Annotated in this window: 18 protein-coding genes; 16 read left to right on the top strand and 2 right to left on the bottom strand. The window is 43.3% G+C overall.

Annotation, left to right across the window (positions count from 1 at the left end; all coding sequences use genetic code 11):
• Positions 1-515: 515 nt before the first annotated feature.
• The 13 genes from TY49_RS23680 to yodN all read left to right on the top strand — a co-directional run bounded on the left by TY49_RS23680 (position 516) and on the right by yodN (position 13,333).
• The gene (locus TY49_RS23680) at positions 516-2,003 is read left to right on the top strand and encodes an aspartate aminotransferase family protein (protein WP_439646194.1); all 1,488 of its coding nucleotides are present in this window, start codon (positions 516-518) and stop codon (positions 2,001-2,003) included.
• Positions 2,004-2,696: a CoA transferase subunit A gene (locus tag TY49_RS23675; protein WP_041968335.1), complete on the top strand. Its 693-nt coding sequence runs from the start codon at positions 2,004-2,006 to the stop codon at positions 2,694-2,696. It abuts the gene before it with no gap.
• Positions 2,681-3,346 (top strand): 3-oxoacid CoA-transferase subunit B, encoded by a 666-nt coding sequence (locus tag TY49_RS23670; RefSeq protein WP_041968334.1) that lies wholly within the window; start codon positions 2,681-2,683, stop codon positions 3,344-3,346. Before TY49_RS23675 ends, TY49_RS23670 begins: the two co-directional genes overlap by 16 nt.
• Complete coding sequence (locus TY49_RS23665) at positions 3,342-4,628, top strand: peptidase (RefSeq protein WP_439646195.1); 1,287 nt, start codon at positions 3,342-3,344, stop codon at positions 4,626-4,628. The genes TY49_RS23670 and TY49_RS23665 overlap by 5 nt, the downstream gene beginning before the upstream one ends.
• 172 nt (positions 4,629-4,800) lie before the next feature.
• Complete coding sequence (gene gabT / locus TY49_RS23660; protein ID WP_041968344.1) at positions 4,801-6,084, top strand: 4-aminobutyrate--2-oxoglutarate transaminase; 1,284 nt, start codon at positions 4,801-4,803, stop codon at positions 6,082-6,084.
• Positions 6,085-6,096: 12 nt separating this feature from the next.
• Positions 6,097-7,518 (top strand): aldehyde dehydrogenase family protein, encoded by a 1,422-nt coding sequence (locus TY49_RS23655; protein WP_041968333.1) that lies wholly within the window; start codon positions 6,097-6,099, stop codon positions 7,516-7,518.
• Between the two features lie 62 nt (positions 7,519-7,580).
• A complete protein-coding gene (gene ablB / locus TY49_RS23650) occupies positions 7,581-8,447 on the top strand; it encodes a putative beta-lysine N-acetyltransferase (protein ID WP_041968332.1) in 867 nt (288 codons plus the stop codon).
• 47 nt (positions 8,448-8,494) lie between these two features.
• On the top strand, positions 8,495-9,889 hold the full coding sequence (locus tag TY49_RS23645) for a sigma-54 interaction domain-containing protein (RefSeq protein WP_041968331.1): 1,395 nt from the start codon (positions 8,495-8,497) through the stop codon (positions 9,887-9,889).
• 174 nt (positions 9,890-10,063) lie between these two features.
• Positions 10,064-11,503, top strand: a complete 1,440-nt coding sequence (gene kamA, locus TY49_RS23640; RefSeq protein ID WP_041968330.1) for a lysine 2,3-aminomutase — start codon at positions 10,064-10,066, stop codon at positions 11,501-11,503.
• Complete coding sequence (locus TY49_RS23635; protein WP_041968329.1) at positions 11,503-11,784, top strand: YokU family protein; 282 nt, start codon at positions 11,503-11,505, stop codon at positions 11,782-11,784. Before kamA ends, TY49_RS23635 begins: the two co-directional genes overlap by 1 nt.
• 130 nt (positions 11,785-11,914) lie before the next feature.
• Complete coding sequence (locus TY49_RS23630; RefSeq protein WP_023627685.1) at positions 11,915-12,106, top strand: hypothetical protein; 192 nt, start codon at positions 11,915-11,917, stop codon at positions 12,104-12,106.
• 120 nt (positions 12,107-12,226) lie between these two features.
• Positions 12,227-12,448: a YozE family protein gene (locus TY49_RS23625; protein WP_041968328.1), complete on the top strand. Its 222-nt coding sequence runs from the start codon at positions 12,227-12,229 to the stop codon at positions 12,446-12,448.
• Between the two features lie 186 nt (positions 12,449-12,634).
• Complete coding sequence (gene yodN, locus TY49_RS23620) at positions 12,635-13,333, top strand: germination protein YodN (RefSeq protein WP_041968327.1); 699 nt, start codon at positions 12,635-12,637, stop codon at positions 13,331-13,333.
• Here the strand turns inward: yodN and TY49_RS25095 are convergent.
• Positions 13,330-13,500: a hypothetical protein gene (locus TY49_RS25095; RefSeq protein ID WP_198135680.1), complete on the bottom strand. Its 171-nt coding sequence runs from the start codon at positions 13,498-13,500 to the stop codon at positions 13,330-13,332. The two genes, yodN and TY49_RS25095, sit on opposite strands and share 4 nt — an antisense overlap.
• A 135-nt stretch (positions 13,501-13,635) precedes the next feature.
• Between TY49_RS25095 and TY49_RS24450 the strand changes: the two genes are divergently transcribed.
• Together TY49_RS24450 and TY49_RS23615 are read left to right on the top strand one after the other, a co-directional pair.
• The gene (locus tag TY49_RS24450) at positions 13,636-13,809 is read left to right on the top strand and encodes a YozD family protein (RefSeq protein WP_023627690.1); all 174 of its coding nucleotides are present in this window, start codon (positions 13,636-13,638) and stop codon (positions 13,807-13,809) included.
• Positions 13,810-13,977: 168 nt separating this feature from the next.
• Positions 13,978-14,748, top strand: a complete 771-nt coding sequence (locus TY49_RS23615; RefSeq protein ID WP_041968326.1) for a sporulation protein — start codon at positions 13,978-13,980, stop codon at positions 14,746-14,748.
• Positions 14,749-14,974: 226 nt separating this feature from the next.
• Here the strand turns inward: TY49_RS23615 and yoyE are convergent, their stop codons facing one another.
• Positions 14,975-15,106: a protein YoyE gene (gene yoyE, locus TY49_RS25505; protein ID WP_023627692.1), complete on the bottom strand. Its 132-nt coding sequence runs from the start codon at positions 15,104-15,106 to the stop codon at positions 14,975-14,977.
• 183 nt (positions 15,107-15,289) lie between these two features.
• On the opposite strand from yoyE, the gene deoD reads away from it, so the two are divergent.
• Positions 15,290-15,994, top strand: a complete 705-nt coding sequence (deoD, locus tag TY49_RS23610; protein ID WP_041968325.1) for a purine-nucleoside phosphorylase — start codon at positions 15,290-15,292, stop codon at positions 15,992-15,994.
• Positions 15,995-16,037: the final 43 nt, after the last annotated feature.

The following is a 16,037-nucleotide window of genomic DNA, read 5'->3' as shown; positions in this document are numbered from 1 at the left end:
ATCTGAAGTCCCCCCAGGTTCGGACAAAACAGCCGATGGAAGAGCAGAATTTGTCCGAAGTCCCCCCAGGTTCAGCCAAAACAGCTGGTGAAAGAACAGAATTTGTCCGAAGTCCCCCCAGGTTCGGACAAAATAGCCGATGGAAGAACAGAATTTGTCCGAAGTCCCCCTAGGTTCGGACAAAAACGACCGGCGGAAGAGCAGGTATTGTCTGAAGTCCCCCTAGGTTCAGACAAAACAGCCGATGGAAGAGCAGAATTTGTCCGAAGTCCCCCCGGGTTCAGACAAAACAGCTGATGGAAGAACAGAATTTGTCCGAAGTCCCCCCGGGTTCGGACAAAACAGCTGGCGGAAGAGCAGAATTTGTCTGAAGTCCCCCAGGTTCAGACAAAACAGCCGATGGTAGAGCAAAATTTGTCCAAAGTCCCCCCAGGTTCGGACAAAACAGCTGGTGAAAGAGCAGAACTTGTCCAATGTAGGCAGGCAGTCCTCACTCAAGAATATGATCAACATCCATGCTTCCCAAAAATCCCATACCAGTACCACTTATTTTTTACAACTTCACGAAAGATTCGTCTTTTCAATTCATACAATTTACAGAATGTCCATTTGATTTTAATTGCGGTGAATGGAGTGAATTTATGAAGCCGTCCTACTTGATTAAACCTGCCCTGGATGAAAGGTATCCAGAGATTGACTATGGAAAAGGTGTCTTTCTTTTTGACAAAGAAGGCAAGAAATATCTTGATGCTGCATCCGGGGCTGTCACGGCAAATATTGGACACGGAGTTCCTGAAATTATCCTGGCAATGCATGAACAGTCCAAACGGGTGTCTTTTGTCTATCGCTCGCAATTCACCAGTGAGGCAGCAGAAAAGCTGGCAGAAAAACTTGCTGACGCTTTACCGGGTGACTTAAATTGGAGTTTCTTTGTGAATAGTGGTTCCGAGGCAACCGAAACAGCGCTGAAAATTGCGATTCAGTACTGGCAAGAGAAAGGGATCAAGTCAAAAACAAAAATTTTATCAAGATGGATCAGCTACCATGGAATCACTCTTGGTGCTCTTTCAATGTCGGGACATCCAGGGAGAAGAGCAAGGTTTGTTCCATTGCTTGAAGAATTCCCATCAATTTCACCTCCATATTGCTATCGCTGCCCATATCAAAGCACGGCACCTGAGTGCGGATTTTTATGCGCGATGGAGCTTGATGGAGCGATAAAGCGGATTGGTTCTGATCATATTGCCGGGTTTATTGCAGAACCGGTGATTGGTGCTGCTGGAGGAGCGATCACTCCCCCAGAAGGTTACTACGAAACTATTAAAAAGATTTGTGATGAAAACAATATATTATTCATTGCGGATGAGGTGATGACGGGCTTTGGTCGAACAGGGCCGATGCTGGCATCTGAAAACTGGAATATCATTCCCGATATTGTCGCGCTCGGTAAGGGAATGGGCGCGGGGTACGCACCGATTGCCGCGACAGTCGTCAGTGATCACGTCATGGAGCCAATCCTGCACGGCTCTAAATCGATTATGAGCGGTCATACACTTAGCGCGAATCCACAATCATGTGCCGCTGCACTGGCGGTATTGGAATACCTCGAGAACAATGACATTTTAAGTGATGTGGAATCAAAGTCAGTTTACCTTAAAAATAAACTTGATCAGTTAAAAAAACAGTTTGAGTTTATAGGAGATGTACGGGGGAAAGGTTTGCTGCTTGGTCTTGAATTTGTCAGAATGCCAGGTGCGAAAATCCCGTTTGAACGAAGTATGAAGTTAACTGAGCTAGTCGTAAAAGCGGGAAGGGATCAAGGAATCTTGCTGTATCCTGCAGGTGCCGGTCTGGATGGAATGTCAGGGGACGCAGTGATTATTTCCCCGCCGCTGACCATCACCAAGCGTGAGATTGACGAGCTAATAAACTTGCTAAAGGCAACATTCATTGAAGTGTATAGAATACTGGGATTTCCTTATGAAAATGGAGTTGAAAAATAGATGGAAAATCCATTTGGAAAAATAGCGACGCTTGAGCAGGCAATGGAGCATTTTTATGACGGTATGACCTTGATGTTTGGTGGTTTTGGTGGAGTAGGATCTCCTCCTGACCTGATTGATGGCATTCTTGAAAAAGAAATAAAAAATCTAGTTCTGATTGGAAATGATACAGGTTTCCCTGAAATCGGCATCGGGAAAATTGTCAGCCGGGGAAAGGCAAGAAAAGTCATCGCCTCCCATATTGGGTCGAACCCGGTAGCCGGCGAACTGATGACCAGAGGCGAAATGGAGGTCGAGTTCTCTCCCCAGGGAACTTTGACGGAACGCATCAGGGCTGGAGGAATGGGACTTGGAGCAATTTTGACAGACGTAGGCGTGGATCACGAATTCGTTGCAAAAGGCAAAAAAAGAATGAACTTGAACGGCAAAGATTATTTGATTGAGACAGCTTTGACTGCAGAGGTATCAATTGTTTATGCCAAAAAGGCAGACCCCTATGGAAACCTTGTCTTCGATAAAAGTGCGCGGAATACAAATCCACTCGTGGCGATGGCTGGAAATTTCACGATAGCGGAGGCTCAGGAAATAGTTCCTCTTGGCAGCCTGGATCCAGAAGAAATCGTAACGCCCGGTGTATTCGTAGATATGGTAATACCTTCCGGAGGGGTGAATTGGCAATGGGCATGGGAATAGATGTTAGAAATAGAATGGCCAGACGAGCAGCCGAAGAAATCGCCCCAGGTATGGTTGTCAACCTGGGCATTGGGATTCCTTCGCTAGTACCAAACCACCTTCCGAAAGAAACACGATTGATGTTCCATGCCGAAAATGGAATTGTTGGGATGGGGAAGTCGCCTGAAAAAGGGCTGGAGGATGAAAACCTGTGTAACGCAGGTGGTTTCCCGGTTACGGTCATGGAAGGTTCCTCTTATTGTGATAGTGCAGTGGCGTTCGGAATGATTCGGAGAGGCAGGGTAGACCTTACCATTCTCGGTTCCTTGCAGGTTAGCCAAAAAGGAGACCTGGCGAACTGGATTGTTCCCGGCAAAAAGGTTCCGGGCATGGGCGGAGCGATGGAACTGGCACAAAAAGCAGGGAAAGTAGCAGTATTGATGAACCATACAGACAAAAATGGTGTACCTAAAATTGTGGAATCGTGCACATTGCCTCTGACCGCCGAAAACTGTGTCGATATTATTATCACTGATCTTGCAGTTTTTAATATACATGAAGGTTCGTTGATTCTGTCTGAACTTTTTGCGCCACATACTGTCACTGAAGTTACTGCTAAGACCGCGTGCGATTTTTCAATCGTCGAGGATATCCGGATTATTGAATATTAAAGGGGCTGATATCGTGCAATCTCCTGAGCAAAAGGTGAGGAATTACATTAAGGAAAGCAGAATAAGAGGGACACGGCTTTTGCAAAAATTAGTCCAGGAACCAAGTACAAGAGGTAATGAAAGTGGTGCACAGGCGGTCATTATTGAAAAATGCCGTGAGCTGGGACTGGAAATGGATATTTGGGAAATCGGGAATAGCGGACTGACTGTTCACCCGGCGTTTTGTTCTGATCGGAAAGACTTCAATGGGAACCCAAATGCTGTAGGAATCATGAGGGGAACAGGCGGAGGCAAGTCGATGATCCTTAATGGACATATCGATGTTGTTCCCGCAGGCGACCCAAAAGATTGGGATAAGGATGTGTTTAGCGGACATATTGAATGCGGCAAGTTGTTTGGCAGAGGTTCGACAGATATGAAGGGTGGTACAACTTCACTGCTTATGGCAATTGAGGCAATAAAAAATTCAGGAATAAAGTTAAAGGGCGATGTCATTTTTCAAAGTGTGATCGAAGAAGAAAGTGGTGGAGCGGGCACACTTGCCACTGTACTAAGAGGTTATAAAGCGGATGCTGCAATCATCCCTGAACCTACTAATATGAAGCTTTTTCCAAAGCAGCAAGGGTCGATGTGGTTCAGGATTTCTGTAAAAGGAAAAGGGGCGCATGGCGGAACGAGGTATGAAGGTGTCAATGCGATTGAAAAGGCGATGCTGGTAATTGATAGACTGAGAAGCCTGGAGTCTCAGAGAAATGAAAGAATCACAGATCCGTTTTTTGAAAGTATTCCCATTCCTATTCCTATCAATATCGGAAAAATCCATGCCGGAGACTGGCCATCATCTGTACCTGATTTAGCGGTAATTGAGGGCAGGATGGGGGTCGCCCCAAATGAAACACAGGAAGAGGCAAAACGTGAAATGTATGAAGCCATTGTCGGTGTCTGTAACGATGACCCATGGTTAAAAGAAAATAATCCTGAACTTGAATGGTTTGGTGCAAGCTGGCTCCCAGGCGACCTAGATCCTGAACACGAACTGATTCATGTCCTCTCCGAAAGCTTTAAGGAAATTAAGGAACAGTCTCCATTAATCGAAGCATCTCCATGGGCTACAGACGGTGGTATCCTTTCCAAGGTCGGCGGAGTGCCAGTAGTGGTTTTTGGACCAGGGGTAACGGAAACGGCGCATCAGGCGAATGAATATATCAAGCTTGAAGATATCTTTGAAGCTGCGGAAATCATTGCATTGGCACTGCTTAGGTGGTGTGAAATCAGCGAATAAGCTATTTTTGCAGATATAAAAAAACAGATTCCGGGTTTTTAAGAGTTAAAAAGTCTATTCTTCAAAGAGCACAAAATACCCAAATGTGGACCTGAACATGCGAATCAGGATGAGGGGGAGTTAAAAAGTGGGAGATATCAAGATTAGGACGGCCATTCCTGGTCCAAATGCAATGAAATTGCTGGAAAGAAAAGAAAAGAATGTTCCTGTTGGACCTTTCAACACAATCAAGTCGTTTGCGGAAAGAGGAGAAGGTGCATTATTGACGGATGTCGATGGAAACACATTCATCGATTTTGCGGGTGCAATTGGCACACTGAATGTAGGTCACTGTCCACCTGAGGTTGTGAACGCACTTCATGAGCAGATCGACCGCTATCTTCACCCTTGCTTCCATGTGATGATGTATGAACCTTATATAGAACTGTCGGAGTTGCTCAATAATATCACACCAGGAACTCATGATAAAAAAACTTTTTTCCTTAGCAGCGGAGCTGAAGCGGTAGAAAATGCGATTAAAATAGCCAGGAAGTATTCAGGACGGAAAGGAATCATTTCATTTGAACGAGGCTTTCATGGAAGGACCTATATGGCAATGTCCCTGACCAGCAAAGTGAAACCCTACAAGTACCAGTTCGGGCCATTCGCACCAGAAACATATAAATGGCCATACCCGGTGTATTCTCAAGAAAGAGGCATGGCACCTGAGGAACTGGATGCATTTATGCTGAAAAAGTTTGAGACCTTTTTCCTTAGCGAGGTGCCAGGGACGGAAATTGCCGCGGTCATTATGGAACCGATTCAGGGTGAAGGCGGTTTTAATATTCCATCCAAAAGCTTTGTTCAAGGAGTGAAGAAAATCTGTGAACAGTATGGAATTCTCTTTATTGCAGATGAAATCCAAACCGGTTTTGGCAGGACAGGGAAGATGTTTGCGATGGAGCATTACGATGTCGTTCCTGATTTGATGACAATGTCTAAATCGATTGCCGCCGGGCTGCCTATCAGTGCGGTAACTGGAAGGGCTGAGATTATGGACTCTGCAGGTATTGGGGAAATTGGCGGAACATTTGGCGGAAGTCCTCTCGGTTGTGTAGCGGCAATAGAAGTCGTTAAAATGATAGAAGAGCAGAAGCTTCTTGATAGGGCGAACCTGTTCGGCGAGAAGTTTCAGGAAAGGTTCGGCAAACTGACAGACCGTTTCCCGGAGATTGGTGATATCCGTTCCTTGGGAGCCATGTGTGCGATCGAATTTTTCGATGATAATGATCAACCTAACGGACAAATCGTTCGGGAAATACTTGCAAAAGCACATCAGCGAGGATTAATTTTAATGAGCGCTGGCCTTTATGGGAATGTAATCAGGCTTTTAGCTCCTCTTGTTATAATAGATGATCAAATTGAGGAAGGCTTCAATGTACTTGAATCAGTTATTACTGAATGCTGCCAGAGGTAGGAGGGGAAGAACATGAAACAAAGTTTATGGATTAACGGAGAGAATGTGGAAGCAGATAAATATCGTCCGCTTTTAAATCCTTTTAATGGACAGAATATTGCCGAAGTAGCAGAGGCAAGTAAGGAAGATGTGATAAGAGCGGTCGACTCAGCTGCTGAAGCAGCAAGGAAAATGGCAGAGATGGATGCCCATAAGCGTTCAGATATTCTTCGGAGAGTGGCTGAATTAATCCAGGAGGACAGGGAAGAGTGTGCCCGTCTGATCGCGGAGGAATCCTCTAAACCATTAAAGGCTGCCCGTGGTGAAGTAGACCGTACCATCATGACCTATACATTTGCATCAGAAGAGGCTAGGAGGCTCCATGGTGAAACAATCCCGATGGATGCAGCTCCTGGAGGCGAGGGAAGAGTGGCCTATACTGTAAGGGAGCCGCTGGGAGTAATTGCTGCAATCACACCTTTCAACTTTCCGATGAACCTTGTGGCCCATAAGGTCGGGCCGGCAATAGCTGCCGGAAATACGGTAGTCCTTAAGCCGGCCAGCCAGACGCCGTTATCGGCTTACAAAATTGCTTCCTATTTCCATCAGGCAGGACTCCCTGCGGGTGCTCTAAATGTAGTGACTGGCAGCGGAAAAAATGTTGGTGATGTGCTGATTGACGATGAGCGGGTAAGAATGGTCACCTTTACAGGCAGCCCTGAGGTCGGGAAGCAGATCCGCGAACATGCAGGATTAAAACGTGTAACACTTGAACTAGGATCTAACTCAGCATTGATTGTCGATGAAGGAACCGATCTAAAAAAGGTGATGCCAAGAGTCGTTACTGGAGCCTTTTCAAATCAGGGGCAGGTTTGCATTTCTATCCAGAGAATTTTCGTACACGAAAAGATATCTGATGAATTTGTATCATTGTTTATTGAAGAAGCTGGAAAACTGAAAGTGGGAGATCCACTGGATGAGCAAACAGATTTAGCTGCAATGATCAGCGGAAATGATGTGACAAGAGCAAAGGCCTGGATCCAGGACGCAGTGGAGAATGGAGCGGAGTTGGTATATGGCGGAGAGAGTGAAAGACAAATTCTGAAGCCAACTGTGCTGCTAAATGCGCAGCTTACTGATAAAATTTCCTGTGAGGAAGTATTCGCACCTGTTGTCCATATCAACACCTTCAAGGAATTCGATGATGCAATTGATCAGGTCAATGACTCAAAGTTCGGGCTGCAGGCAGGAGTCTATACAAATGATCTTCAAAAAGCGATGAAAGCGGCAAAAAACCTTCATGTTGGCGGTGTGATGATCAATGAAATACCGACGTTCCGAGTAGACCATATGCCATATGGCGGCGTCAAAATGAGTGGAACCGGCAGAGAAGGGATTAAATACGCTTTAGAAGAAATGACCGAACTGAAGCTTGTTTCAATCAAACTAGATTGAACTGTCAGCCTGGCCTAAAGCCAGGCTTTTCACACGATGGGAATTTTAAAGGGGGCATGAAGATGCATTTAGGGAAAACAATGGTTTTATCGGAAAAGGAGTATAACATGACCGTTTATCTTGATAAACAGAATAAGCGGGTCAGAGTAGAAGACTATTTAGGGAGTTTAACAAACGTATTGGATCGAGCTGAAGAGCTTATAGAGAGTGAAAAGGCCGACAAACTGATCATCAAGGGAAGAAGAGAACATTTTAAGCAACTGCTTGAACGAGGTTTCAGTTTTGAGGCAAGTATTGACGGATTTTTCCTGGGCTCTGACTGTGTGTTCTTTTCGAAGTTTTTCAGTGACGAGAGGCGGACTTCCCCTCACTGGGTCCAAGAGGACGGAATCATCAAAAGTGTTTACCATTTGGCAGAACCGGCACAGAAAATCAGTCCACCAAAGGATTATGTTTTTAAAAAAATGACGGAAACAGATGCAGCAGGCCTATCTGATTTATACAAAGCGGTTTTCCAAATCTACCCCACACCCTTGAATGATCCACAGTATATCGTTAAAACAATGCAAGAAGGAAGTATGTATTTCGGATTTGTCCATGATGGTCAGATCGTAAGCGCAGCTTCAGCCGAAGTGAACTCTTTTTATAAAAATGCAGAGATGACTGATTGCGCGACATTAAAAGAGCACAGGAAGCACGGCTTGATGAAGGTGCTGCTGGCCCGCCTTGAGGATGAACTAATTGAAAATGGCATCTATTGCTCATACTCCATTGCCAGGGCTTTATCATTCGGGATGAACGCAGCTCTGCACCAATTGGGTTATGCATACCGAGGCAGGCTGGTGAACAATGTTTATATCTATGATAAAATTGAAAACATGAATGTATGGGTAAAAGATTTGGCAAAATCGCCAAATTTTGGGCAGTGATAAGACAGTTTTTCGGCACTCTGTCATATACTCAATATGGGAGTGTGATGAGATTGAATTCAGTATCAAATGTAACGGAAGAAATCCTGAGCGCAATATTGAAGTGCATCGACGAGGCGATCCATGTCGTGAATACAGAAGGCATTACCATTTTTTATAATGAAGTTGCTGCCAAGCACGATGGACTCGGCATCGGCGAAGTGGTTGGGAAACCGCTCCTTAATGTATTCCCTTCACTGAATAATCAGTCCAGCACTCTATTGAAAGTAATCGAAACGAAGAAGCCAATCTATAATGAAACACAGTCCTTCGTCAATTTGCATGGACGGAAAATCGACACTGTCAATACAACACTGCCAATCTTCGTACAAGGAGAATTGATTGGAGCAGTTGAAATTGCAAAGGATTATTCCCAGATTAAGCAACTTTCAGAACGTCTGGTCGAAATACAAAAAAGTCTTAAGCATCGTGGCGGGAAAGCCAGTAAACAGCAAGCAGGCTATACGTTCAGCGACTTGCTTACAGACAATAAGCATTTCATGACGGTAAAAAAGAAGGCAGAGAAACTGGCAAAATCTGATTCTCCGATTCTTGTGTATGGGGAAAGCGGGACCGGCAAGGAGCTTTTCGTCCAATCCATCCATAACGCATCCAGTCGGGCAGCGGGACCTTTCATTGCACAAAACTGTGCGGCTATTCCGGAAAACCTGCTTGAAAGCATCCTGTTTGGTACATCAAAGGGAAGCTATACGGGAGCAGTGGACAGGCCTGGACTGTTCGAGCTCGCAAACGGTGGCACACTTTTTCTTGATGAGCTGAATTCGATGCCGTTCGACCTTCAGGCCAAGCTTCTTCGTGTCATTGAGGATGGTGCTGTCAGAAGAATCGGCGGTTCGAATGTCATTTCTGTTAACGTCAGGGTGATTTCTGCGATGAATGTTTATCCTACTGTGGCAATGGAAGCAAACCAGCTGCGGACGGATCTGTTTTACCGTCTGAATGTATTGACATTTGAACTGATGCCCTTAAGACAAAGGAAACAAGACATCCTTTATTTGTCCGATATCTTCATCAGTCAATATAACAAGCAGCTGAGAAAGCATGTTTCTGGCCTGGATGATCAAGTAAAAGCCATTTTTCTTAAACATCAATGGCCAGGTAATGTCAGGGAACTGAAGCACACAATTGAGTACATGATGAATGTTTGTGAAGGCAGTATCCTGACTGGCCAAGACCTTCCAATGATGATGAAAAACATCCAGCCAGAGCCCGGTGAAGAAACACGTACTTCCTTTGTTTTGAGAGAGAATTTAAAGGAACTAGAAATTCAATTGATCAATGATGCTCTCAATGCTTCTGGAGGCAATGTCCAGAAAGCAGCCGTCCTTCTTGATATCCCAAGACAAACACTTCAATATAAAATGAAAAAGTTAAATATATAAACTATCTAATCTGCCGAATTTTCAGCAGGTTATTTTCTTTTAACAGAATTCTGTATAAAGCATCCTTCTTAAACCCTTGCAGGTAGCTGAATAAATTGAATTCAGAATAATCCGTCATTTTTGGCATGGAACTTGCATTATAAATAGCTATAAAAATAGCTAGGGGGAATTGGGATGAAACAGACATTATATAAGCCTTCGAGACATTGGAAGGATATTGAGCTTTGGAAGGACGTTACGGAGGAACAATGGAATGACTGGCTATGGCAGCTTACAAATACCATCAGGACCCTGGATGATTTAAAGAAGGTCATTAATCTTACCCCCGAAGAAGAAGAGGGTGTAAGGATCTCAACGAAAACAATCCCGTTGAATATCACACCTTATTACGCTTCATTAATGAATCCGGATGATCCTCGCTGTCCGATCAGGATGCAGTCAGTACCAATATCCAAGGAAATCCACAAAACAAAATATGATCTTGAAGATCCACTTCATGAAGACGAGGATTCACCAGTACCTGGTTTAACACATAGATATCCTGACAGGGTGCTTTTCCTTGTGACCAACCAATGCTCGATGTATTGCCGTTACTGCACACGCAGGAGATTTTCCGGACAAATCGGCATGGGGGTTGCGAAGAAACAGCTTGATGCCGCAATCAACTATATAAGTAATACTCCTGAGGTCCGCGATGTATTGATATCTGGCGGTGATGGCCTGCTGATCAATGATAATATTCTCGAATATATATTAAAGAACCTGAGAGAGATCGACCATGTTGAAATCATCAGGATTGGAACCCGGGCACCCGTTGTTTTCCCGCAGCGAATTACTGAGAATCTTTGTTCAATCCTCAAAAAATATCATCCAATCTGGCTTAATACACATTTCAATACATCAATCGAAATTACTGAAGACTCGAAGCGGGCTTGTGAAATGCTTGCCAACGCAGGAGTTCCTGTCGGAAACCAATCCGTCATACTTGCAGGAATCAATGACAGTGTCCCGATTATGAAAAAGCTCATGCACGACCTAGTGAAAATCCGTGTCAGACCGTATTATATTTACCAATGTGACCTTTCTGAAGGCATCGGGCATTTCCGTGCACCGGTCACAAAAGGGCTAGAAATTATTGAAGGCTTAAGAGGGCATACTTCTGGCTACGCTGTGCCGACATTCGTAGTTGATGCGCCTGGCGGAGGCGGGAAAATCTCCTTGCAGCCAAATTACTTGATATCCCAAAGTCCGGAAAAAGTCGTCCTCCGCAACTTTGAGGGTGTAATCACCTCTTACCCAGAGCCTGAAAATTATATTCCAGGCAGAGCGGAGGGTTACTTTAAACAAGTGTATCCGGACTATGAAAAGAAAAAATCCAACACAGGAATCGCGGCTATCATGAATGACAGTGAATTCAACCTGATTCCTGAAGGACTTGGCAGGATCGACCGCAGGGATAAGTATGAGGAAGACCCTGCACATGCATCCCTGAAGGATAAGCGTGAAAAACGAGATGAGCTGAAGGAAAAGAAATTCATGGCACAACAGAATAAAACGACAGCTGAAGCGGTTGATGGCCAGGGAGCTATTCCTTCGACTAAGGGGGTTGACTGATGGCAAAGTGCGAGTGGTGCAGCAGTGAAAAAACCAAAGCTGTAACAGACAAAGTCTATTGGGAACTTCCGGACGGAACAAAAGCAATCCAGATTGATGAAACTCCGGCCGTCCATTGCCTGGACTGCCAAATGACATACCAGACTGAAGTGATTACAAAGGAAATCGAGGACCAATTATTCTTAATTGATACGAAAAAACTAGGCAAAGTAGTCACCTTTGAGGAACTGATGGCACAGCCAAGATTGTTGAAGCGAAATTACTTTGATTTTTCATCTTGAAAGTTGGTGTGATATAAATAACCTGAATTAGAATGCTGTTCACAAAAGTTTCACACTTCCTTTTTATCCAGTTACTCCCTCCTCTTTATAATAGAGTGGGGAGTATTTATTTTGGAAATGGGGAGAGTAAATGTCTATCGCTTTATCTATCATGCTAGTAGCGGCAATGGTTGTCTTATTCTTTTGCGGATATTATGTAAGGCTGATCATTGAGAAATTCGGGATGAACTGGCTCCATGCCGTGCCAATCACTGTCGCAATCTTGATGTTCAACATTATATGGGCATTGCTGGAGATGGCGAAATCAGCCAGATGGCAATGAAAAACAGGCACCTTACCTAAATTGGAAGGTGCTCTCTTTTTTGCATTAAGGTAGACTTACACCGAACAAATCCGTTATAGTATGGACAAACTAATTTTAACAATAGGCAGGCGTTCATATATGTATAAAAGCTTTTACCATTTTCTCATGAAATACCGGACCACCAAACCGAAGGATGCAATCAGCAGGTTTGCCAATTCAGCATATGATGACCTCTCGTTCCCTAAAAATTCTGAGGATTATGATGAAATAAGTTCTTACCTTGAATTGAACGGACATTATCCAGAAAGTATGGCTGTTTTTGACGAAGCCTGGGAGGAATATTTGATAGCAGAAAGCTAATAAGCTCTTGCGGCTTACCCGCGGGAGTCTTTTTTATGCTTTTTTTTTACAGGACAGTTTTTTTTATTCACTCGCGGCAAGAAATAAAAGCTTCTTCCCTCCTCCATCTAGGCGTAGCGATTTTCAGAAAAGTGCATATACTGTTGTAATCACAATTCACGACTCATCGTTGAGAGGATGGAGGAAATGGAAAAACGGAAAAAACCTAAGTTTAACATCGGTGATACAGTCGTGATCACTATTTATGGGACTGTGGGGAAAGTGACAAATATAAAATGGCTTGACGGCCTTCATGTATACGAGATAAATAAGAGCGAGGGCTTGTATTTGGAAACCAGTTTGCAGATGCTCTCTGAATACGATGGGAAGCTGCTTGAAAAGGAGCAAATCGACATCGAATATAAATATTTTTTCGGAGACTTAGTGCAGGTAAAGGGATATGGTTCAGACCTATTTAAGGTTGTCGGTTTTCGCACAGAAATCTGGAGATATAAAGAAGATGCCTGGGAGGATGTCATTTATGAACTGTCCAGGATTAAAGATGGAGAATGGCTTGAAGCCGGGGAAGAAGAACTGACACTTGTTGCTGACTCGGACAGTGCAGATACATTTATCCAGAAGCTGGGCCTTTTGTTTTCGGCGAATAAGGAAGTAAAGCCATCCGTCAACCTTGAGAAAAAGTCTCATCAGCCAAGAGCAGGTGAAAAAGAAGAGTTGCGGAAAATTCATCAGAAGAGAATGACGATCGATAATCTTCTCGATTTATATAATGATTACCGAATTTTATATAAATGGTTCAAAGATGAAGAGTACGCGCATGTCATGAGAGTCATTCTTCGCAAACTTTCAATGCTTGTTAATAATGATGGAAAAAGCCACGTTTAGAATAATCCTGCAAATTCAAGCAGCACATAAACAAGAAAAGGAATTCCCGCCAATTGGAGAACTTTAAATAGGAAATTCACTATGGTGCCAAACAATTCAACAACCATACTATCTTCTTTGTTCACATCCTCAACAAACATTTCGGCAAGAATACCAAGTCTCTCCATATCAGATCACTCCTAATTTGATTTATTCCATTCTATGCTTGTCCAAAAACAATAGAACAATTTTCAGAAAATTGGTTTAGCTTGGCATTAAACATCGGTGCTTCACATACATTTGGAATAAAGGGGGGCGAATCTGTGAAAGAGATTGAGGTTGTTATCGATACAGAAGAGATTGCTGAATTTTTCTTTCATGAACTTGTAAAAAGGGGATACGTTCCCACAGAGGAAGAACTTGAAGAGATGGCAGATATCACATTTGAATATCTGATCGAAAAATGTATTATCGATGAGGAAGAAGATATAGACTAGGTAAGTTACACTTTGTAATGGCAGGTTCTGATGAATCTGCCTTTTTATATTTTTTTGGAGCTAGAAAGAACATTTTGAAAAAAACCTTCTGTTCAGTGAAACTCTCTCAACTTATAATCGTATACATTTATATGAAAGAAAAAATTTAAAATCAGGGAGGCAAATGGTATGTCATTTTTTAATAAGGTTTTTGCCAGTGTCGGCATAGGTGCAGCTAAGGTTGATACAAAGCTGGAAAAAGACCGGGTGATGCCAGGAGAAGAAGTACGGGGGATTGTAGAAATTAGCGGGGGAAGCACAGAGCAAAATATCGATGACATCTATTTGAGTTTACATACAACTTATATAAGAGAAGCAGATGATAAAAAGTATACTGCCACTGCCCAAATTGATCGTTTTAAACTTACACAGTCATTCTTAATCAAAGAGAATGAAACGAAGGAAATTCCTTTCACTTTCAGGCTTCCGTTAGATATGCCTTTATCGATGGGCAGGACGAAGGTTTGGGTATCAACAGGGCTTGATATCAAAAACGCAGTTGATCCAAGCGATAAGGATTATTTGACAGTAGTGCCCAACCAGTTGATGCATGGAGTATTTAACGCAATTAGTGACCTTGGCTTCCGGCTGAGGGAAGCAGAGTGTGAGCAAGCGCCAAGACATCTCCGGAGAAATATGCCGTTCGTCCAGGAGTTTGAATTCGTGCCGGCATCAGGTTCATTTAGAGGTCGACTGGATGAACTAGAGGTAATTTTCTATCCAAACAGTGAGAACGAAATTGAGGTCTTGATGCAAGTTGACCGCAGGGCCAGGGGACTTGGAGGTTTCTTGTCCGAAGCGATGGGGATGGATGAAACTTATGTAAGGATGAATATCCATGCTTCTGACTTGTCTTCCTTAAAGCAGAAACTTCAAAACACTATTGGAAGCTACTGCTAAAATTTTAAGGACGATGAAGCAAAACAAACTGCTTCATCGTCTTTTATTGTTTTTCAGGAATGCTAAATTATTTAGTTGTGGATAACATCATGTAGTATTCTTAAACTAGCTTCAGCGCCTAGCCCCTCTGAGGCACAGGAAGTGCAGCCCCGACAGCCACAGGACGTGGCGTTTTAGGCGGGCATCGCTGGTCGGGGCTGAACGAGGCGCTTCCGCTTTTTGTTCTTTATCCTCTTTTCTTTCTTCCAGTAGCAGAAAATTCTTTGCCGTGAGCTTCCTGTTCAGCAACGATTGCTTCTGGAGGAATATGATTGTTTTTCTTAGGTGAATTAATTCGGTTGCGATGTTTTTTACCCATTACCCATTCTCCTTTATTTCCAGTTTTTTGTACAATTGGTACGATGGAATTTTTTGTTCCAGCTTGGTAAAGCTATTTTTAGCTTGCCCGTTAACAAAATTGTCATGAAACTGAAGATTTTCCTGCTTAACTATATTGTGGTATAGTTTTGAGGTAGCAACCTATAGGATGGAGGATTATTGAATGAGTGTACATATTGGTGCTAAAGAAAATGAAATCGCAGAAACGGTATTGCTTCCCGGGGATCCATTAAGGGCAAAATACATTGCAGAAACATTCCTTGAGGATGCAAAGTTATATAATGAAGTCAGAAATATGTTTGGCTACACTGGGACATATAAAGGTAAAAGAGTTTCTGTACAAGGTACAGGCATGGGAGTTCCGTCAATTTCAATTTATATCAATGAATTGATGAATAGCTATAATGTACAAAACTTGATTCGTGTTGGTACTTGCGGAGCAATCCAAAAGGACGTTAAAGTACGAGACGTTATCTTGGCTATGAGCTCTTCGACTGATTCACAAATGAACCGCCTTACTTTCGGCGGAGTAGACTTTGCACCAACAGCAAACTTCGATTTGTTGTACAAAGCCTACAACACAGGCGTTGAAAAAGGGTTGAACCTTAAAGTCGGAAATGTCTTTACTGCAGATCAATTCTACAATGATAACGCCGAATTGGAAAAGTGGGCACAGTACCAGATTCTTGCTATTGAAATGGAAACCACAGCACTTTACACACTGGCTGCTAAATATGATCGCAAAGCCCTTTCAATCCTTACAGTCAGCGACCATATCCTGACTGGAGAAGAAACTACTGCAGAAGAGCGCCAAACTACATTCAACGAAATGATTGAAGTTGCACTCGAAGCTGCTATAAAAGAATAACTACTCAAGAAGACCCTTTCTTTTATGAAAGGGTCTTCTTATG

The sequence above is a fragment of the Mesobacillus selenatarsenatis SF-1 genome (assembly GCF_000813125.1).
Classification (GTDB): Bacteria; Bacillota; Bacilli; order Bacillales; family Cytobacillaceae; genus Mesobacillus; species Mesobacillus selenatarsenatis.
Note: the sequence above shows the minus strand (reverse complement) of the source record. Positions and strands in the feature narration are given on the sequence as shown.